This window comes from Rheinheimera sp. (assembly GCF_965283995.1).
Classification (GTDB): Bacteria; Pseudomonadota; Gammaproteobacteria; order Enterobacterales; family Alteromonadaceae; genus Pararheinheimera.
In genome coordinates, this window is the sequence record NZ_CBDIQG010000001.1 from 149,530 (window position 1) to 169,731 (window position 20,202).

General features: G+C 50.6%; 11 protein-coding genes. 7 read left to right on the forward strand and 4 right to left on the reverse strand.

Annotated elements, in window-relative coordinates; genetic code table 11:
* Positions 1 to 3: 3 nt before the first annotated feature.
* The 6 genes from ACQ66Q_RS00745 (at position 4) to ACQ66Q_RS00770 (ending at position 10,672) form a co-directional block, all read left to right on the forward strand.
* Entirely contained in the window at positions 4 to 741 is a 738-nt protein-coding gene (locus ACQ66Q_RS00745) for an alpha/beta family hydrolase (protein ID WP_430455024.1), read from the forward strand.
* Positions 742 to 769: 28 nt separating this feature from the next.
* Positions 770 to 1,186, forward strand: coding sequence for a hypothetical protein (locus tag ACQ66Q_RS00750; protein ID WP_430455025.1), 417 nt, complete (start codon positions 770 to 772; stop codon positions 1,184 to 1,186).
* Complete coding sequence (gene rlmM / locus ACQ66Q_RS00755) at positions 1,186 to 2,256, forward strand: 23S rRNA (cytidine(2498)-2'-O)-methyltransferase RlmM (RefSeq protein WP_208930737.1); 1,071 nt, start codon at positions 1,186 to 1,188, stop codon at positions 2,254 to 2,256. The genes ACQ66Q_RS00750 and rlmM overlap by 1 nt, the downstream gene beginning before the upstream one ends.
* A 381-nt stretch (positions 2,257 to 2,637) precedes the next feature.
* The gene (locus tag ACQ66Q_RS00760) at positions 2,638 to 5,931 is read left to right on the forward strand and encodes a chitobiase/beta-hexosaminidase C-terminal domain-containing protein (protein ID WP_430455026.1); all 3,294 of its coding nucleotides are present in this window, start codon (positions 2,638 to 2,640) and stop codon (positions 5,929 to 5,931) included.
* Between the two features lie 143 nt (positions 5,932 to 6,074).
* Entirely contained in the window at positions 6,075 to 10,079 is a 4,005-nt protein-coding gene (locus ACQ66Q_RS00765) for an RHS repeat domain-containing protein (protein WP_430455027.1), read from the forward strand.
* A gap of 23 nt (positions 10,080 to 10,102) precedes the next feature.
* A complete protein-coding gene (locus tag ACQ66Q_RS00770) occupies positions 10,103 to 10,672 on the forward strand; it encodes a hypothetical protein (protein ID WP_430455028.1) in 570 nt (189 codons plus the stop codon).
* Positions 10,673 to 10,760: 88 nt separating this feature from the next.
* Here the strand turns inward: ACQ66Q_RS00770 and ACQ66Q_RS00775 are convergent, their stop codons facing one another.
* Positions 10,761 to 11,768 carry a DUF481 domain-containing protein gene (locus tag ACQ66Q_RS00775; RefSeq protein ID WP_430455029.1) on the reverse strand — a complete coding sequence of 336 codons (1,008 nt, stop codon included), beginning with the start codon at positions 11,766 to 11,768 and terminating at the stop codon, positions 10,761 to 10,763.
* Between the two features lie 484 nt (positions 11,769 to 12,252).
* Here ACQ66Q_RS00775 and ACQ66Q_RS00780 point away from each other — a divergent pair, with 484 nt between their 5' ends.
* Entirely contained in the window at positions 12,253 to 15,372 is a 3,120-nt protein-coding gene (locus ACQ66Q_RS00780; RefSeq protein ID WP_430455030.1) for a methyl-accepting chemotaxis protein, read from the forward strand.
* An 853-nt stretch (positions 15,373 to 16,225) separates the two neighbouring features.
* Here ACQ66Q_RS00780 and ACQ66Q_RS00785 read toward each other — a convergent pair.
* The 3 genes from ACQ66Q_RS00785 to ACQ66Q_RS00795 all read right to left on the reverse strand — a co-directional run bounded on the left by ACQ66Q_RS00785 (position 16,226) and on the right by ACQ66Q_RS00795 (position 20,202).
* Complete coding sequence (locus tag ACQ66Q_RS00785; protein ID WP_430455031.1) at positions 16,226 to 17,926, reverse strand: M28 family metallopeptidase; 1,701 nt, start codon at positions 17,924 to 17,926, stop codon at positions 16,226 to 16,228.
* Positions 17,927 to 18,116: 190 nt separating this feature from the next.
* On the reverse strand, positions 18,117 to 19,442 hold the full coding sequence (locus ACQ66Q_RS00790) for a hemolysin family protein (RefSeq protein ID WP_430455032.1): 1,326 nt from the start codon (positions 19,440 to 19,442) through the stop codon (positions 18,117 to 18,119).
* 118 nt (positions 19,443 to 19,560) lie between these two features.
* Positions 19,561 to 20,202: a 5-formyltetrahydrofolate cyclo-ligase gene (locus tag ACQ66Q_RS00795; protein ID WP_430455033.1), complete on the reverse strand. Its 642-nt coding sequence runs from the start codon at positions 20,200 to 20,202 to the stop codon at positions 19,561 to 19,563.

Genomic DNA, 20,202 nt, shown 5'->3' on the forward strand with positions numbered 1-20,202 from the left:
ACCATGACTATATCGGTTTATCCGGCGGCGACCCAGCCAACGCTGGCGCGGTTATTGTTGCTGCATGGCGCCGGGGCTTCAGTACAGTCGGCTTTTTTTCAGCAGTTGATCCCACTGTTAACCGCAGCCGGCATTGAAGTGCACGCTGCAAATTTTGCTTATATGGCAAAAACTATGGCTGGCCAGCGGCAAGTAGCGCCTAAAGCGGAAAAACTGCTGCCAGAGCTAGCTACGATGATTGAGGCCTTAAACCAGACCGAAAACGGCGCTGCACTGGCTGCAGGACAAGTGCCGTTGTGGCTTGCGGGTAAAAGTTTAGGCGGCCGCGTCATCAGCCTGTATCTGGCAGGTTCTGAAGTAGCACCGCAGGTCGCAGGCGGGCTGGTATTTGGTTATCCGCTGTGTCCACCGGCCAAGACGAAAGATCCGGTCAAAGCTGCGCAAGTGACTTTATTACGCAGCAGTTTTCTGCAGCAGTTACAACGACCGCTGCTGATTTGTCAGGGCAGCCGGGATGCCTTTGGCAGTGCAGCAGATTTACAAAAGGCCGGTGTCGGCCAAGCTGCGGCTGATTCGTCACTGGATTTTGTGCCGGCAACAGTGCTGGAACTGGCGCTGGCAGATCACGATTTTGCGTTGCCGAAAAGCCGGGCGGGGCAAACTGCTACAGCGCCGGATGCGGCATTTGTGCAGGCGGCAACAGCGGCAGCGGCATTTATCCGCAGTCAGCAGGCTGTTTAGGCGCCTCTAACAACCAAGGAGTAACCACATGCAATGGATCTGGAAACTGAGTTTGAGTCTGTGCGGTTTGTACGGTGCTGCAGTTGTTGGCATGAGCGCTGCGATTTCGCATCATTTTCAGTTTGTGATGGTCACAGAAGAATTTAGCCGGCTGGTCTCCAGTACCGGCGTGCTGGCGTTTCAGGCGATTGCGCTGTTAGTGCTGTCGCTGTATTGCCTGCCGCGTGATGGCGGTTGGCGTGACGAATTCAACCGGCCACAGCAAGCGCTGCTTGGTTTGGTGATGTTGGGTTTTCATCTGGGCCTTTGGTGTTTTGTCTACACTGTTTGGGCCGGATTATTTGAGTTACCGCTATATTGGCGCCAGTTGGCACCCATTGGCGGTCAGATGCTGATTTTTTGCTGGGTAGGCTTAATGTTGCTGCCCTGGCTTCGGAAGAACTAATGAAACAATTGTTGATGTATTGCCGCTCAGGATTTGAAAAAGAATGTGCGGCAGAAATTCAGGACAAAGCCGGCCAACATGGTGTGTTTGGCTTTTGCAAGCTCAAAGCCAATGATGCTTTTGTCATTTTTGAAGCCTATGACGGCGACGCGCTGGACCGGTTTTTAATTGATTTCCCATTTTCTAAACTGATTTTTATCCGCCAGTGGGCCTTAGTGATTGGCGACTGGCTGGAGTTGCCGTCTACGGATCGTATCGCGCCAGTGCTGGAAACGCTGCTCGGTGCCGAAGTCAGCGGTATTGGTGAGCTGCGGATTGAATATCCGGACACCAACGACGGCAAAGAGCTGTCGACGCTGGCACGTAAATTAACAGTGCCGCTGCGCCAAAGCCTGCGCCAGGCCGGCGTGATGCTGAAAAAAGAAAATTTACGCGCACCGGTGTTGCACCTGTTTATGCAAAGCGGGCAAAAAGCCTTGCTGGCGATGTCATACCCGGAGAACAACAACTCGCTGGAAAACGGCATCCGCCGGCTGAAGTTCCCGTCAGAAGCACCAAGCCGCAGCACGCTGAAACTGGAAGAAGCTTTCCTCGAATTTATCCCGCGTGATGAGTGGGATACCAGGCTTGCGTCTGGGATGCGCGCGGTCGACTTAGGCGCTTGCCCCGGCGGCTGGACCTATCAGCTGGTCAAACGCTCGATGATGGTCGTGGCGATCGACAACGGCGCAATGGCTGAAAGCCTGATGAATACCGGCCAGGTTAAACATTTTATGGTTGACGGCTTTAAGTACAAACCGGAGAAATTCAACGTGTACTGGCTGGTCTGCGACATGATTGAAAAACCGCAGCGGGTCGGCCAGCTTATCTGCGACTGGCTGATCAACGGCTGGTGTCAGGAAAGTATCTTTAACCTGAAACTGCCGATGAAAAAACGTTATGAAACAGTGCAGGAAGTACTGGCAGAAATGCAGCAACGTTTTGACGAAGCCGGCTTAAAAGTGAAATTCCAGGTCCGTCATCTGTTTCACGACCGCGAAGAAGTGACAGTGCATCTGTGTAAGGCCTGAGTCGTAGTTCCGGCTGCACGTAGTCTGCAACCGCTGCAGATAGCCTGAAATTTTAGTTATCTGCCAGAGTCACGAAGTGAGTGGCTCTGGCAAATTTACACCGCAGTATCTTGCCAGCATCATCGTCAGTTGTTCTTCCTCCGTGCTCTCCTACATTTTCATGTGAAACCGCTGGTCGTAACATCTGGCGTTTTATAAATGTAAGCATCTGATTTATAAATATTATGTTTTAAGGTGACTCCAAAACGCGGGCTTTTGTGGTGATGTTCTATTTTTAGCGTAGTTATAAAATGGTTATATATTTGTGATATTTAATTGTCGGGCTGATTTCCTTGTGGATGCTGACTACTTTCTAGTTTTCAACACAAGGAAGTTACAGTTATGCAACATCTTGTCGGGTGGCGCTGTCGCCGTCCCTCTTGCCGATGGCTTAAGCGTCTGCTTATCACTTCAGCCGCAGCCATTGCTTTTAACACCGGCGCCGCAGGGGCGGCAGAGTTCAGCTGGTCACCGGCTTCTCATCAGGTTCTTTATGCTGATTTGACCCATGACGGTGTCATCGACTTGTTGTTGCAGGCAAAAAATGCCGGGCATCCGCATTTTTTACTGGCTGGTACGGGGCGAGAAACTCAACCCTTTGACTCGCGTCAGCGCGTTGAACTGCCGGCAACTATCCAGGGACGTACCTGGTACGCTGGTGAAACAGCGCTGGTCGCGATAAAAAATCAACAACAACACGGCGCAAAATTGCTGCTAATCAGCAGCAAAAACGCCAGCGCTTTTTTATTTGAAACTTTGAGCAAGGCTGCAGATTTGGTCAAGCCCAGCCGGCAATATCAGGCGAAGCAGCATCCATGGTTACTTGATGCTGATAAGGCTCGGTTTTTTGCCGGTGACTTTGACGGCGACGGTCAGCAAGATTTGCTATTACTGCACACCGAGACCGGTGCTCATCAAGTTCTGCCTTTTGATAAAAATAATCAATTCAAAACAGCGCGGCTGGTCGCGCGGAATTCGCCGTGGGGCAAGACCGAGCGCATTATTATTCGTGACTTCAATCAGGATGGCACAGACGATGTATTCGCTTTAACAAAAGATGGTCACGCGTCCAATTATCTGGTGTACGGCGATAAACAAAATGGCTTTAGGCAGGCTGCGGGTAAGGCGATCCATGCGCTGCATGCCAATCTGAGCTGGGCCGACAATAAAGCAGGGATCAGACCTGTACTGCGCAAATCTACCCGCCAGCCCTTGCTGTTCCGGGCCTACAACGCTAGTGAAAAGTCCAACGCTAATTCTCACTGTCTGGGGTGGCTGTACGATACCGAAACCGACCAGACTCAAGAGCTTTGTAATGTGCCCGGGAAGGTCAACGTAGCGGGAAAGGAAGTGCTACTGACAAACGAAGTGATGGAAGAATGCCCGATAGAACAAGTAGTGCCTGGTCGTAGCTCACTGTTACAGGATTGCGATCCGGGAGCAGGGCTACCGCGCACGCCGTGGGTGGCGCCGCAAGTGAGTGTTGGCAGTGTGACTACCGGCAGTATTTTTAGTGTGACTGTTGCCAATACCAATGATGTTATTGCGGTCGAATACAATGTCTGGGCAAAAGATCAGTCCGACGGTTACGAACATATTGGTGGAGTCGCGGCTCTACCACATGGCGGCGGTGTAGAGTCTGTGACCACTAACGCGCGGATCTCGCGGGCTGGAACATTTAACGTATTGTATCGGGTCTGTAATTGGAATGGCTGTTCCGGATTTAGTCCAGCTTCAACCAGCATCCAGGTCCAAACACCTCCGGTTATTCACCGCGTGACAGCCGCCGCCGGAGCAAACGGCAGTATTAGTCCGGCAATTCGCGATGTTCTGCATGGTCAGACGACGACATTTACCGTCACGCCAAACGCCGGATACACCGCAGCTGCCTCAGGTTGCAATGGCCAACTGGTCGGCACGACATACACGACAGGGCAGATATTGGCTCCTTGTAATGTTAGTGCCAGTTTTACTGCGATCCCACTGCCACAGGTCAGCAATCCGGTGATATCTCCCGTCGGCGGAACCTATTCTGGTTCTGTGTCGGTCAGCCTGTCGTCAGCAACAGCTGGTGCAACCATTCGCTACAGCACAAATGGTGCCGATATCAACGGCAGCTCGCCGGTTTACTCAGTACCTTTCACCTTATCTGCCAACACTACAGTTAAAGCCAGGGCTTTTAAAACTGGCATGGCGGATAGCGCGCAGACGTCAGCAAGTTTTGTGGTGAATCCGCTGCCTCAGGTCAGCAGTCCTTCGATATCTCCAAATGGCGGTACCCACACTGGGGAAGTGTCGGTGAGTCTGAGCGCAGCAACAGCTGGTGCTACCATTCGTTACAGCACAAATGGCGCGGATATTAGCGCGAGTTCGCCGGTGTATTCCGCACCTTTTACCCTTACTGCCAATACGACAGTCAAAGCCAAGGCTTTTAAAACTGGCATGGCGGATAGCGCGCAGACGTCAGCAAGTTTTGTGGTGAATTCGTTGCCGCAAGTCAGTAGTCCACAGATGTCTCCAAATGGCGGTACATATACTGGATCTGTATCGATAAGTCTCAGCTCTGCAACAGCTGGAGCGACCATTCGTTACAGCACAAATGGTGCGGATATCAGCGCGAGTTCACCGGTGTATTCCGCACCTTTTACCCTGACTGCCAATACGACAGTCAAAGCCAGGGCTTTTAAAACTGGCATGACAGATAGCGCGCAGACATCAGCAAGTTTTGTGGTAAATCCTTTGCCTCAGGTCAGCAGCCCTTCGATATCGCCAAATGGCGGTACCCATAGTGGGGAAGTGTCGGTGAGTCTGGGCGCAGCAACAGCCGGTGCGACCATCCGTTACAGCACAAATGGCGCGGATATCAGCGCGAGTTCACCGGTGTATTCCGCACCTTTTACCCTGACTGCCAATACGACAGTCAAAGCCAGGGCTTTTAAAACTGGCATGACGGATAGCGCGCAGACATCAGCAAGTTTTGTGGTAAATCCTTTGCCTCAGGTCAGCAGCCCTTCGATATCGCCAAATGGCGGTACCCATAGTGGTCAAGTTTCAGTGAGTCTGAGCGCAGCAACAGCTGGTGCGACCATCCGTTACAGCACAAATGGCGCCGATATCAACGCCAGCTCACCTATCTATTCCGCACCTTTTACCCTGACTGCCAATACGACCGTCAAAGCCAAGGCTTTTAAAACTGGCATGATTGATAGCGGACAAACTGCAGCAAACTTCAATTTCACCACGACAGATAAAACCAACAGCTTTAGTTATGACGCCAGAGGACGCCTTGTTGGCGCTACTGACAATACCAGCCTCGCCATGCAGCAGCTACTCGATGATGGTCATAACCGCACGACGGTTGAAGTCAACAATATCCCGGCTGGTTTTCCGCGCATCACGCTTTTTTCCGCACCGGAAAAAGTCAGTACTGCTGGCGCCACAGTGCAGGTGCAGTGGGCCTCGCAAAATACCAGTAAATGCTCACTGCAGTTGCTCGGCAGCTACAGCCAGCAACTGAATTTGCCGGTATCTGGCAGTACCAATATTCAGGTACAGCAAGCGACAGCATTGATGCTGCAATGCAGCAACGGACAATCAACTGATGTTGAAGGGAAAATAATCAGAATTGGCAATTAACAGCTTGATGAAATCAGCGTTCATGAAGCATTAGCTTCGCAGTTGGACAAGGACGAACCTGACTAGAGAAGCGGCAAAAAATGAAACTCATAGAAAAAACTTTAATCGGCCTCTGCGTTTTTTTAACAAGTATCCAGCTTGTTGTGGCTAATGATCTGCAGCCAATAAAACCGCTGCAACTAGCAGCAGATCTGAATTCAGTCGACCTGAACTCCGGTAAATATTACCCACAATTGCCGGTACTGCAGATCGCTGCGGCGCCGAATTTGTCGTTGCAAAGCATGCAGCAATTCGATTCGAAAATCACAGGAGTGTTATACAGCGCCGCTACCCCACAAGGATTTGCCATTGGCCCACGCAATGAAAGTTATACCCTGACGTTTGGCGGTAAAACGTCGGAGTTTTTTAACTGCAATCCGGAATGTGTTGCGGCTGATGGCACGGGCTCGAAGTTGCTGGGCACGATGGATGCTTCGTCCCGACAGTTTACCTATAAACAAGGCAAAACCGGGTTGCTAGTGCGGTACACATTGTTGTCTTCATTTCAGGATTACAGCAGCGATCCACTGAGGAAAAAAACCTATGAAGGTACTTGGTTCGCCAGTGAGGTCTATTTCCCGGATGGGGAAAAACTCAGTTATCAGTACGACACTGCTATATCAGGCTTAGTAAAACATCACAGGCCCAAAACGGTTTCAACCAATCTGGGTTATCAGTTAATACTGACTTACAAATCGAATGACATTACGACAGGGACTTTTGCCTGGAGCTCGGTAGCCAGTGCCCGTATTGTCAAAACTGACACTCCGGCGACTGATTTGGCTCGTTTCACTTATAGCGGACAAGGAGCTTACACTCAAAGCGATTTGCTTGGTAATACATGGAGTTACAGCGGCGCTGAAAATGCGCTGGGTGCAAGTGATTTTACCTCGGCGTTTTCGCTGAAATTACCGGACAACAGCGTGAACACAATGCAGGTCAGCAGTGCCACGCTGAATTATGGCGGGATCAATCACAACTTGTTTGTTACTGATGTTGTGAATCAGGGACTCGTTTATAAATACAACTATACCGCGGCGACAGGCACGGGTTTTGACCCTACGAAACAATTCTCAAAAATTCAAATTACCGGTCCTGCCGGCTATCAAAGAACTATTCAGCTCAGTGTGTTCCCGGCACCAGAACAGCGTCAACTGATCACGTCCGACACCGATAGCCTTGGACGTCTGACTCGCTATACCTATACCAGCAACAAACTGATGGAGTCTGTGACCTTTCCTGAGGGCAATAAAGAAATCTATAGTTACGACGCGCTTGGTAATCTGATTAAAAAACAACAATTGGCCAAACCTGGATCCGGTCTGAATGATCTCATCACTGAGGCTGGGTACGACATCATAAACTGTGATGTCCATCTGACCCTGTTGTGTTACCGGCCGACTTATACCCTCGACGCAAAAGGCAACCGCACAGACTATAGTTTTGACCCCGACCACGGTGGCCTGTTGACTAAACTTGAGCCCGCGGATGCCAATGGCATCAGGCGTCTGACCACACATACCTATGAGCGTCTCAATGGCTTTTACCGGCTGACTAAATCTTCGGTGTGTGGCGCAGGTCAATGCAGTGGCAAACTCGAACAAATCACTGAGTACGCCTATTGGAATAACACCAGCCTGCCGAGAACCGTAAGCAAGACTAATGGCAGCCGCAGCAAAATCGAAACTACCGTTTTTGATTATGATGCTGCTGGCCGGTTGACGATGGAGGATGGTCCATTAACAGGGACTGCCGATGCGAAATATTACCGATACGATGCCATAGGTCGTAAAACCTGGGAGATTGGGCCGGTTAATCAACAAGGAAAACGTCCCGCCACCCGCTTTAGTTACCGTAACCAGGATGGCCAGGTGTGGATGACTGAGCAAGGGGTCATCAATTCCCCAACCGATGTGAATTTGCAGCTCGAATTAACCACCTCACATCAATTTGATGCCAAAGGTCTGAAGCAGAAAACTGAAGTCAGATCTGCTCAGCAAATCGAGTCACTTACACAATTCAGCTACGACAGCGGCAACCGTCAACTCTGTATTACACAGCGGATGGAACCGAATCAGTTTGCTGCCGCCCCGGCCGACGCCTGTGTGCTTGGCAGTAAAGGCAATTATGGCGATGATCGTATCAGTCAGCATAGCTACGACACCAATTCACGTTTGCTGAAAACCATCTCAGGCCTTGGCACCGCAGCCGAAGGCATTGATATCGAGATGACCTACACGGCCAACGGTCAGGTTGACACGCGCAAAGACGGCAATGGCAACACCACAGTTTATAGTTATGACGGTTTTGACCGGCTAAAACGCACGACTTTCCCAGACGGTAGCTTCGAAGAAAACGGTTTTGATGCCAACAATAACCTTTCGAGCTTACGTAAACGTGATGGCGTCACGTTGATACATAGTTTTGACAACGCCAACCGGCTCACCAATACCGCGGTGCCAGCCGAGAATAGTATTGTTTTTGGGTACGATAGTCTTGGCCGGGAAACCTCGGTGACCCGTGGCGCCCAGACGGTCACCTCAACTTATGAAGATTTAGGCCGGCTGGAAACCAGCAGTACCAATGGCAGAACTTTAACTTATGGCTATGACAACGCCGGACGGCGTAACCAGTTAACGTATCCGGATGGGTTTTATTTAACTTATAGTTACGAAAGTGACGGCAGTCTTACCGCCATTTATGTGAACAACGACATATTTCCGCTGGTGAGCTACAACTATGATCGTCTGAGTCGGTTGAACAAAATCATCCGTCGCAATAACATCAACTCTGAGCTCGGTCACACTGCGCTGAATCAACTGCAAAACTTTGATCACCTGAATATCAACCGGAGCAGTTTTCAATACAATCCGTCAGGCCAACTGATCAACCGGCTTACCTCCAGTGTCGATTTTCAAATCAAGATCCCGCAACCGGGTCGGCAGGACTATCTGCCCAACAATTTAAATCAATACGTTACCCATGCGGGCCAGAGCTTCAGTTATGACCCCAATGGCAATTTAAGAAGCTTTGATGGCTGGACTTACAACTACAACGCCCATAACCGGTTGATCTCTGCCAGTAAATCCGGTCAAAGTTTAAGTCTGGAGTACGACGCTACCGGTCGGTTAAACAGCAGCACTCTAAATGGTAGCAAAACGACCTTTCTGTACGACGGCAACGAGTTAGTCGCGGAATACAATACCAGCGGCACTTTGCTTAAACGCTACGTGCACGGTGTGGGCAGTGACGACCCGCTGGTTAGTTATGATGGTAGTGCGACGACCAATCCGACATACCTGTTGGCAGACGAACGTGGCAGCATCATTGCCGAGACCAATAGCTCCGGCACTGTCACCGCCAAACACCAATATGGCCCCTACGGCGAGCCGATGAATGCCAGCGCGTCACGCTTCAGATACACCGGCCAAATCTTATTACCCGGCACCGAGCTTTATCACTACAAAGCGCGGGTGTACCATCCAAAGTTAGGTCGCTTTCTGCAAACCGATCCGCTCGGCTACAAAGACGGCATGAACTGGTACGCCTATGTCGGTAATGATCCGATGAATAAAGTGGATCCTGAGGGCTTAGCAGGGAGATTTAGAGATGGTGACAGACTTGGTGCATTAGGTTCGGTAATAGGTGAAATCACCGGAGTTATAAGTCCTGAGACGGCGGAATCTATTAGAGCTGGGCAAGACGGACGGCTACCCGAGCATCAAAAACAAAAAGTAAAAGAAGTTCAAGTTAAAACCCGTACACAAGCCTTACGACTTGGCCAGAAACACGCTCAAGTACCTCGTTTGTCTCGTTATAATGGGACTAAAAATGGTAGTGTAAGTATTCCCTTTAGCGATTTAAGAGATAGTAGTCGTGGTGATAATTGGTCTAATTTACAAGCACAAGGGGCAACGTCACTCGGGCGGCGAGACATAACAACCGGTGCAGAGGTAATGGATCACCCTGATGGGCATAATGATGATACTGCCGAACATCATAAATCTCCCCACGTACATGCACAAAATTCCAAAGGAAACAAAATAATTATAAAGTATGGTGATAAGCAACAATGTTTAGGGAGCAGGATTAGGAAAACATCTTGTTGAATAGTTAAAATTTAGGGGGACTCATGATATATATATCTAAAAACGATATCAGAGCTAATGAGTGCGTAACTAACCTTCCTGCTCACATACTCGATACTTATACGGTCGCTTATGAAAGTACATGTGGTGAGCTAGGTTTTTTCAAATGTAAGGAGAGTACGGAAATATTAAATAAAATAATAGTTCCAAAATCTTTTTCATGGTCTGATCGAAATAAAGAGCCGACTGAATTTTTAGGTGATTTCAAGGAAAAAATGTCCTTCGGTACTAATGGTAGAGGTGTTGTTTTTCATGAAACTAATGATAATTTCACTAGAGAATTGAAAATTTACAGAGATGCAGGTCTCAAAAAATTAAAAGAAAACCTTAAAGGCGGTTGCTCAGAGGTAGATCAAGGGGTTCTTTGGCGTATGGTGAAAAAGGATCCTGGTTTTATTCATTTAGGTGAACTTGATATAGTCAGCGCGATGTGTCGTTTTTTCTCAGTTTGGAGTTGTAGCGATGCTGGTATTTACTTTCACTTATATGAATTTCCCAAATTTATAAACGAAAATTTAGATATCCAATTTGTTGATGAACTGCCTTGGGAATGAAACATACTCAAAATACATGACCTATAACTGAGCAAAGCTTCAGTTAAAAACGAAGTTATTCTCTGAACTTGTTTGCTTTGGCTACATCTCAAAACGCCGCACCTATGCTGATTTTTTGTTTGGAATCAAACAAATCCAGTGAGGTGCGTGGCATTTTCGGTAGTAACAGCGTCAGTTCGGTTCTGTCGTAATGCCAGGACCAGCTGATGCGGATCTTGTCGGTCAGCGCATAACGCAGGCCGGTTTCTATATTCAGTTCGCGCTCAAAATCAAAAATGCTGAAAGGCTGGCTTAGCAGCTCCAGCAAATTGCCTTCGCTATAAACTTCCAGCAAAGTCCCCGGCCATTTGTGGCTGAAATCCCAGGCTAAAGACGCTGTATTATAGCCAAGCGGCGAATGAAAGTCTGGCAGCACCCGGAAGGTTTCGTCTTCGCGAAAATAAGCCAGTTTGTGACCCACCAGCAAAATCAAATCCAGCCGGGTTGGGCCTTGTTGCCACACCGCATAACCGGGGCCGGTACTGGCATCAATATTTTTGTAATCACTGGCCAGGTAGTTGTAGCTGTAGTCGGCATTGACGCGCCAGAACAGCTGCGGGCTGTAGAAATAATCGAGCCCCGGATTTAACTGATATTTGTGGGTTTTACGCGCTGCTTCTTTGGTTTCGTAGTCGTAATTGGCATCAAACTTACTGCGCCAGTCACCAATACGATATTCAAAACGTTCGGTCAGACTGTAGTTTTGCGCCTGCTCTTTACCGGCACGAGTCGCAGCACTTAAATCCAGTTGCAAAGACCATGGTTTGGCCGGCGCTGCGGCTGCTGGTGGCGTGGCTGCTACTATGGTTGCTGTTGATGATTGTTCGTTCCTTTGGCGTAGCGGACTAAAGGCCTGCACTTCACTGCGTTTAATCGTCACATCACCGGCATAAGCGGTATGGATCACCAGCTCCGTCGCCGAACTGCTTTTCAGCTCACCACTGAGTAAATCACCATTTTTCAGCTGCACCTGATAAAGGTCGCTGTTTGCTGCCGCGGCCAGAACGGGCAGAAAGCTAAGTAGTGTTAGTGCAGTTTTTATACCGATACACGTCATTCGGCGCTTTACCATTTCGTCTGTGACATGCAGGCATCATCGCTTGAAATTACAGTGAAACTCAATGACAAATCAACGATATTATTCGTCAATCAACCACGGTTTTTTCATGCGACCGTCCGTTTTTTTCCTTGGACGTCCACCCTTCACTCGTGGACAAGCGTCTGGTATTCGCAGCCACAGAGCAACAGTTGTGCGCATCTGAAAATAGAGATTCAAGCACAAAAGGCATTGATAAACTTTCACTAATATAATGGAACTGATTGGAAAAAAGCTGCTTTTTACGTCCTATACTATCGAAGCTTCGTCTGAAATCCGCAGGAACTTGTCAGTGATGAAGACTTGCAATTGGGAAATTATTTACCAAATATGGAAACGACATCACGTTGGTTTTATCTGTTTAGCCTGAGCTACAGCTGTGGAGTCCCTATCCGAGGCTCAGGCTCGTTGTAGGGCCTCGCTACTCCGACAATCTGGAGACAACATGAGTAAGATTCTAGACCGCTTTAGCCTGCTGCAAAAATTGGCGCTGCTGCTGGCCGCATTTGCGGTGTGTGTTGCAGCAATCACCTTTAGTGCGTTCACCACCATTAACGAAGTCCGCATCGGTGGCGAAACTGCACGAGGGCTGGAAAACGATAACGTCTTACTGGCTGACATCATGCCGCCGCCGATGTTTATCATCGAAGCGCGTGAAACCGTGGCATTGATGCGTCAGGCAAAAGATCATACCTCACTGCACCGAGAGAGCGAGCGTTTGCTCGCACTGCAAGCGAGTTTTCGCGAACGCATTCAGTACTGGAACGACAATCCCCATGAACCGCCACAAATGGCGCTGATAAATGGGGAAATTACCAAGCATGGCGAGGCCTATTTCAAGCGTGCGCTGGGCAGTTACCTCAATGCGCTGCGTAGCGCAGATCCACAGCTCATCGAAAATGAATTTGCAGCACTTCAGCAAGAAGCCGTGGCACAGCAAGCTGCCGTGGTCGAACTGGTTAAAGTAGTCAGCGATGTTTACCAAAGCTCAATGGCTGATGCCAAGCAAATGGTCAGTAACGAAATCCGCAATACCCTGATGATCATCGCTGTGTCGGCTTTGGTGTTTATTCTGATTTTCTTCCTGGTGTTGCATTCGATTCGCCAGCAAGTTGGTGGCGAGCCAGCGCATGCGCGGGAAGCGCTGTACCGTGCACTGGCCGGTGACACCGGTATTGAGCTGAAACTGGCAGAAGGCGATAACAGCAGCCTGATGGCTGCCATAGCACAGGTGATCGACCTGACCATCGAAAGCTCACGGGTGCGCATCGCGCTCGATAACTGCAGTACCAACGTAATGATTGCCGACAACGATCGGACCATCATCTATATGAACCAAACCGTCAAGGCCATGCTGCAAAACGCCGAAGCGGATCTGCGCAAAGAATTGCCAGGCTTCAATGCGAGTAAACTGCTGGGCACGCCGATTGACGGCTTCCACAAGCACCCTGAGCATCAGGCCCAGCTGCTGGGCACTTTCACCAGCACCTATAAAGCCAATATCAAAGTCGGCGGCAGAACCTTCTCACTGACGGCCAACCCGGTCATCGACCAGAGCGGACAACGCCTTGGCTCAGTCGTTGAATGGCGAGACACCACCGAGGAGTTGATCGCCCAGGAGAAAGCAGAACGTCTGGCTGCCGACAACGCCCGTATCCGCAACGCGCTGGATAACTGCAGTACCAACGTAATGATTGCCGACAACGATCGGAACATCATCTACATGAACAACAGCATCACAGCCATGCTGCAGAATGCCGAGGCGGACCTGCGCAAAGCGCTGCCAGGTTTTAATGCCAGCCAGCTGCTTGGTGCTTCCATCGATGCCTTCCATAAGAACCCTGAACACCAGAAGCAGCTCTTAGCTACTTTTACCAGCACCCACAAGGCCAATATCAAAGTCGGCGGCCGTACCTTCTCGCTGACCGCCAACCCGGTCGTCGACCAGAGCGGACAACGCATTGGTTCTGTTGTCGAATGGCGAGACACCACCGAGGAGTTGATCGCGCAGGAGAAAGCCGAACGTCTGGCCGCCGATAACGCCCGCATTCGTAATGCGCTGGATAACTGCAGCACTAACGTGATGATTGCCGACAACGATCGGACCATCATCTACATGAACAAGAGCGTCTCCGCAATGTTGCAAAATGCCGAGGCTGACCTGCGTAAAGCGCTGCCCAACTTTAATGCCAGCAGGCTGATGGGGGCTTCAATCGATGGTTTCCACAAAAACCCAGAGCACCAGAAACGCCTGCTCGCAACCTTTACCAGCGCTTACCAGACGCAAATTGAAGTCGGTGGACGCACCTTCTCGCTGGTCGCCAACCCGGTCATGGGCGGAAACGGTGAACGTCTGGGCTCAGTAGTGGAGTGGAACGACCGCACCGCTGAAGTGGAAGTTGAGCGAGAAGTGGCGACACTGGTTGACGCCGCGAGTGCTGGCAATTTCAGTCTGCGTATCAATGAAGCCGGAAAATCCGGGTTCTTACTGAAGCTGGCATCAGGCCTCAATCAGCTGGTCACCACAGCCGACAAGGGGCTCAATGATGTAGTGCGGGTTTTAGGCGCGCTGGCCAAGGGTGACCTGACGCAGCAGATCGAAGATGACTATGAAGGCACCTTCGGTCAGCTGAAGGATTTCTCCAACGAAACCACGTCCAGCCTGTCACGGATGCTTGCTCAGATCCGTCAAGCGGCCGACGCCATTTACACCGCTGCCGGCGAAATCTCTGCTGGTAACTCAGACCTGTCTTCGCGCACTGAACAACAGGCTTCCAGCCTAGAAGAAACCGCCTCTAGCATGGAGGAGATGACCGCCACAGTGAAACTAAATGCGGAAAACGTGCGTCAAGCCAACGCTGTGTCGGCTAATGCTTCAGCTGTGGCGACCGATGGTGGAGTCCTGGTTGAGCAGGTGGTTAGCACCATGTCCTCAATCAGCCAATCCTCGCGCAAGATTTCCGACATCATTAGTTTGATTGATGGCATCGCCTTTCAAACCAATATCCTCGCACTGAATGCGGCGGTGGAAGCAGCCCGGGCCGGTGAGCAGGGACGTGGTTTTGCTGTAGTCGCAGCTGAGGTACGCAGCCTGGCCCAACGCTCGACGGCAGCTGCGAAGGAAATTAAATCGCTGATTTCCGATTCGGTGGAAAAAGTCGATAAAGGCAATGTGCTGGTCGCTGAAGCGGGCAAGACCATGCGTGAAATCGTCACATCGATCAAGCGTGTTACTGACATCATGACCGATATTGCCGCAGCATCTGCAGAACAGAGCACCGGTATCGCCGAAATCAACACAGCGGTCAGTCAGATGGAACAGATGACCCAGCAAAACGCAGCCTTGGTAGAAGAAGCGGCTGCCTCGGCGGAATCGCTGCTGGATCAGGCTTCGGTGATGAGTCAGGCCGTCGCGGTGTTCAAGTTCGAACAGAGCCAGTCGCAGCCAAACCCTGTGTCACGACCGGCGCTGCCGCGTCCGGCTTCGAAGGCAAAGAGCGGTGCGCGGGTTGCAGCAAAAGGGCGGCTGGCGAAAAGTGATGATGATGAGTGGGAAGCGTTCTGACGGTCTGGATCAGCATTAAATCCTGTTGTTCCCCGTAGGTCTGACTGGCGGGGAATGAGTTTTAGGACTTGCTGACTATGCCTGAAAATAAAAGCTTCGTAGAGTTCGGCCATTAACGGCTGCGGGAGCGGGCTGCAAACTCAGTACCGTTAACGCAGTTTTTATTCCAATAAATCTCATCAGTCGCTTCACCAAATTCGTTTGCGATATACCGCATCATGGCTTGAAGTGGCATTGAAACTCAATGAGTTTTGCTGTTGGAACCATATTGGTGCTGAGGTAAGGGGGCGAGGAGCGAAGCGAATTGTACGAATGTGAACTGGTGCACCAAGAACGATTCAACCGGCGCGGGCGACAACAACTGACTGGGCGTCACACGCCGCACTTTTCTCAATCTGAAAACTTTGCCAAACGGCACGGGCAACAACACCGCAGACTCGCCGTAAATACATCCTTGTAGGCTCCTCTGCGGCATCCATGCCGCAGAGGGTCTGCTAACGTTGTCGCCCGACCGTTTTGAAATTTAATTGAATCGTCGCTTTGTGCGAGAAGCTGCGGAAGGCTCTAGTTGCTGTCGAATCACTGCTTTTCACTGAAATCAGACATTGCGGCAACCGAATGAACCGAGTTTCTCGAGATTTTCGGGATATTCACGCATTGCCAAAACGTTACAAAAACGTGCATTATCCATTTCTCGATTTTGCTGGTTACCAATGTTCAGACTATAACGATGTGGCCAAAATTAGTTGACCATGACCTTTTCCCAGAATTAATACCAATCCCGAGATGAGATTTTCCCCAACAAAAAAGCGCCTTGCGGCGCTTTCTTCAATCAAAAATCCCAAACCACAACTTACTTCACAGTGTTGTAGTCTTTGCCAAAAATCTTGCCGAAGAAAGATTCTTTGTTCCAGGTTGGGCGCGCTGGGGCGTTGGCGATTTCGGTGCCGATGGCGTAGTTGATGTCGGCGAATAAGGCGCCGTAGTCGTAACGGATGGCGCCGAAGTCTTTGGTGAGGCCGGCTACGTCATCTGTTGGTTTGTGGTAGTGCTTGGCAAAGAATTTGCCCCACACTTCACCGCCTTTTTGTTTCGGGTCGCGTGAGGTGAAACCTGTCATCAGGAATACTGAAGGCACACCTTGTTTGACCAGCGTGTAGTGGTCTGAGCGGGTGAAAATTGCCTGGTCTGGCATTGGGTCTGCGGCCAGTTTCACGTCATACAAACCAGCGGCTTTAGCCACTACCGGGCCAAGGCTTGAGTGGTTGGCACCAAAGGCCACGATGTCGGCAAACGGGTATAACAGCACTGGCATGTCGAGGTTGACGTTTGCGACCAGCTTGTCGCCCGGGCGGGTTGGGTTGTGTGCGAAGTAGTCGGCACCCAGCAGGCCTTTTTCTTCACCTGTTACCGCAACAAATAAAATCGAGCGTTTTGGTTTTACCGGCGCGTTCACAAACAGGCGTGCGGTTTCCAGCATAATGGCCACACCGGCAGCGTTATCCATCAGACCATTGTTGATGCGGTCTTTGCTGCGCATATCTACGCCCACACCAATGTGATCCGAGTGCGCGGTGACGACCACATATTCGTTTTTCAGCACCGGATCTGAGCCTTCCAGCACAGCTGCTACGTTCGGGCTGCTGATTTGCTGATGTTCAGACTGACGGCTGAAATTCACTTCACCTGGCAGCGCAAAGCCTTTTGGCGTTTGCTTTTTCTCCAGCTGAGCGTAGATGTCTTTTAACGACTGTGGTGCTTTGGCAAACAGCGCTTCGGCTGGTTTCATATCCAGCGAGGCAGAAATTTTCAGCTGCGGGTAATCGCCCTCAGCCACGCCGTCAGCATGCAACCAGCGGATGCGTGGCATATGCAGGAATAACGCGCCTTGCGCGAATGGACGCATTTTTTCGTCTTTCGGCGTATTGATGGTGATCATGCCGACAGCGCCTTTCTCAGCAGCGGTGCGGGCTTTTAATGAAGCGATATGGGCGGCTTCTTCGCTTGGCAGTGATTCCGGGCGGCCTGGCAGGATCACGACCACTTTGCCTTTAACATCCAAACCAGCGTAATCGTCGATACCAAATTCTTTCGACACCAGACCATAACCAACAAACACCAGGCCGGCGCTGACGTCGACTTTGCCTTCATGGCTGCTTGGGCCTGTCATAAATTGTTTCGGGAAGGCGAAATCTGTCGCTTTGCCGTCCACGGTCAGGCTCAGTTTCGGGCTCGATTGCACCAGCTTGCTTTGTTTCATTGGCACCGGTTGCAGGTAGCCTTCGGTGCCTGCTGGCTGCAAGCCAAGCTGCTTGAAATTGCTGGCAATATAGTGGCTGGCGATCTGATGGCCGTTGCTTCCGGTATCACGACCGGCGAGGGCGTCGTCAGCTAAAAACAGCATATGGGCTTCAACCCGTTCAGCCACAGCGCGCTGGCTGTTTTCTTTGTTGGCTACTTCAGGGGCGGCAGCAGCCGTTGGTGGCTGGCTGGTTTGCTGACATGCGCTAAGCGCCAGTGCTGACCCGAGAGTCAGCCAGTGAATTGTTTTCATTTACGTTCCTGTGAAATGATGACTGACGGTCCGCGTTGCCATCTTGTTATTGAATCAGCTGTTTTTTAACAGATCTTGCCGAGGCTAGCACAAAAGCAAACAACCGCCCAAGCGGGCGGTTGTTGCGAAATGTTGCGGCTGCGACGAACAGCGCAGAATCAAAGCTGGTTGGCGGCAACTGGCGCTGAATTTAATCCGCCAGCGCGCCCGGCATCTCTTCTTCGACCGGCGGTTCCATCCGTTGGGCCAACACTTTGTCGATGCGTTTACCGTCCATATCGACAATTTCCAGCAACCAGTCGTCCAGTTCTACTTTGTCCGCCGTTTGCGGAATTTTACCGAGCAACATCATGATCAGGCCATTTAAGGTCTGGTAGCGTTTGCTGTCTTCTTCCGGCAACTTGCTGATGCCTAAGCAATCTTTGAGGTCGATCACCGGCAGCAGGCCGTCCAGTAAATAAGAGCCGTCTTCGCGCTGAACGATCATCAAATCCTGTTCGGCAGAATCGGCCTGATTAAACTCACCGGTCAGTGCATCCATCAGATCCTGCAACGTCACCAGGCCTTTGAGGTCACCATATTCGTCGACCACAAACACCATCTGGCTACCGGAACTGCGGAAGTGCTCTAACAGCTCCATACCGGTTAAGCTGTCCGGCACAAAATTACAAGGCTGCGCCAGTTGTTGCAGGTCATTCAGTGTGCCGGCAACCGACTGTGCCAGTAATTGTTTGGCGGAAATAATGCCAATCAGCTCGTCGGCGTGGCCTTTGCAAATCGGGAAACGCGAATGCGGCGATTGCATCACGCGTTGCATGTTTTCACTGAGTGTCAATTCAACATCAAGAAATACGATGTCAGAGCGTGGCACCATCAACGAAGAAATGCTGCGCTCATCCAGGCGAAACACGTTTTTCACCATGGTGTGTTCGGTATGTTCAATGACGCCGCTGCTGGAACCTTCTTGCAGCATGGCCTGAATGTCTTCGTGCGTGACGTTGGATTCCTGGCTATGGGCAAAACCAAACAGCCGCATCATCGCGTGGGTGGAACCAGTTAACAACCAGACAAACGGCTTGGTCAACATTGCCAGCAGCAGCATCGGCTTGGCCATGATACAGGCGATGGTCTCGGCGCTGATTTGGCCAATGCGTTTTGGCACCAGTTCGCCGACGACAATCGACACATAAGTGACGACTACAACCACCAGCACTGTGGCGAAAATCGAGCTGAAGCCTTCAGAGAAACCATAACTTTGTAACCACATCGAGAATGGGCCAGCGAGCACGGCTTCACCGAAGATACCGTTTAAGATACCAATCGAGGTAATGCCAATCTGCACTGTTGATAAAAATTGCGTAGGATCTTCGGCCAGTTTCAGCGCGATGGCTGCAGAAGAACGGCCGTTGTGGGCAAGTGCTGTCAGACGTGATTTGCGTGCTGTGACTATGGCTATTTCGGACATGGCGAATAAGCCGTTTAACAAAATCAGACTAACAAGTATGAGGATTTCCATATAAACCATAAGGTGACTGAGGAAAGCCGAGTATATCAAAAACTTTTGTCAGGTATAGGGGGCTATTCAGCGGGATGTCAGTTTTCGCCGTTAAACAGAGGCATCAATAGGCTGAAAATCAGCGAAAAGACCACAGTTTGTAGGGGGTCAGCACTCGCGGCAGCGGCACATCCCAGGGTTCGGCTGGCACCATGTCGACCTGCTGACACTGATGGGCGAGGCCAACTAGCAGCGGCTTATTGCAACCCTGTGGTAACGATGCCAGCGTGCGGTCATAAAAACCGCCGCCCATGCCAAGGCGCTGGCCTTGGTCATCAAAAGCCACCAGCGGCATAAAAATAATGTCGAGCTGCCCGGGCAATATAATGGCGCTGACGTCTGGTTTGGGTTCGGCGATACCGAATTTATTTACCGTCATGACGGTGTTTGCGTCATAACGCTGAAATAGCAGGTAACCGGCGCAAAATGGATGTAACACCGGCAGATACAGGGTTTTACCCAGCTTTTGTAAGTGCGCTAATAAAGGTGCGGTATCCAGTTCGCCATCATTGTTCAGGTAGAGGGCAATGTGCTGTGCGGTAATCAGTTCGGTGATGAGATTACTTTGTTCAACCAGCGAGGCGGCGTTTTGTTGTTGCTGCAGAGGAGAAAGGGCTTGCCGGGCCTGACGCACTTGCCGGCGGATCGTGCCACGCAATGCTTGGCGCAGTGCTTGTTTGTCCTTATCCGCAGCGATGAAATCGTGATTAACAGCGGGCAA

What these genes read in the sequence shown, in the direction of transcription:
- ACQ66Q_RS00770 (WP_430455028.1), top strand. Translation starts at nt 10,103, where the DNA reads ATGATATATATATCTAAAAACGATATCAGAGCTAATGAGTGCGTAACT.
- rlmM (WP_208930737.1), top strand. Translation starts at nt 1,186, where the DNA reads ATGAAACAATTGTTGATGTATTGCCGCTCAGGATTTGAAAAAGAATGT.
- ACQ66Q_RS00780 (WP_430455030.1), top strand. Translation starts at nt 12,253, where the DNA reads ATGAGTAAGATTCTAGACCGCTTTAGCCTGCTGCAAAAATTGGCGCTG.
- ACQ66Q_RS00745 (WP_430455024.1), top strand. Translation starts at nt 4, where the DNA reads ATGACTATATCGGTTTATCCGGCGGCGACCCAGCCAACGCTGGCGCGG.
- ACQ66Q_RS00760 (WP_430455026.1), top strand. Translation starts at nt 2,638, where the DNA reads ATGCAACATCTTGTCGGGTGGCGCTGTCGCCGTCCCTCTTGCCGATGG.
- ACQ66Q_RS00790 (WP_430455032.1), bottom strand. Translation starts at nt 19,442, where the DNA reads ATGGAAATCCTCATACTTGTTAGTCTGATTTTGTTAAACGGCTTATTC.
- ACQ66Q_RS00775 (WP_430455029.1), bottom strand. Translation starts at nt 11,768, where the DNA reads ATGACGTGTATCGGTATAAAAACTGCACTAACACTACTTAGCTTTCTG.
- ACQ66Q_RS00785 (WP_430455031.1), bottom strand. Translation starts at nt 17,926, where the DNA reads ATGAAAACAATTCACTGGCTGACTCTCGGGTCAGCACTGGCGCTTAGC.
- ACQ66Q_RS00750 (WP_430455025.1), top strand. Translation starts at nt 770, where the DNA reads ATGCAATGGATCTGGAAACTGAGTTTGAGTCTGTGCGGTTTGTACGGT.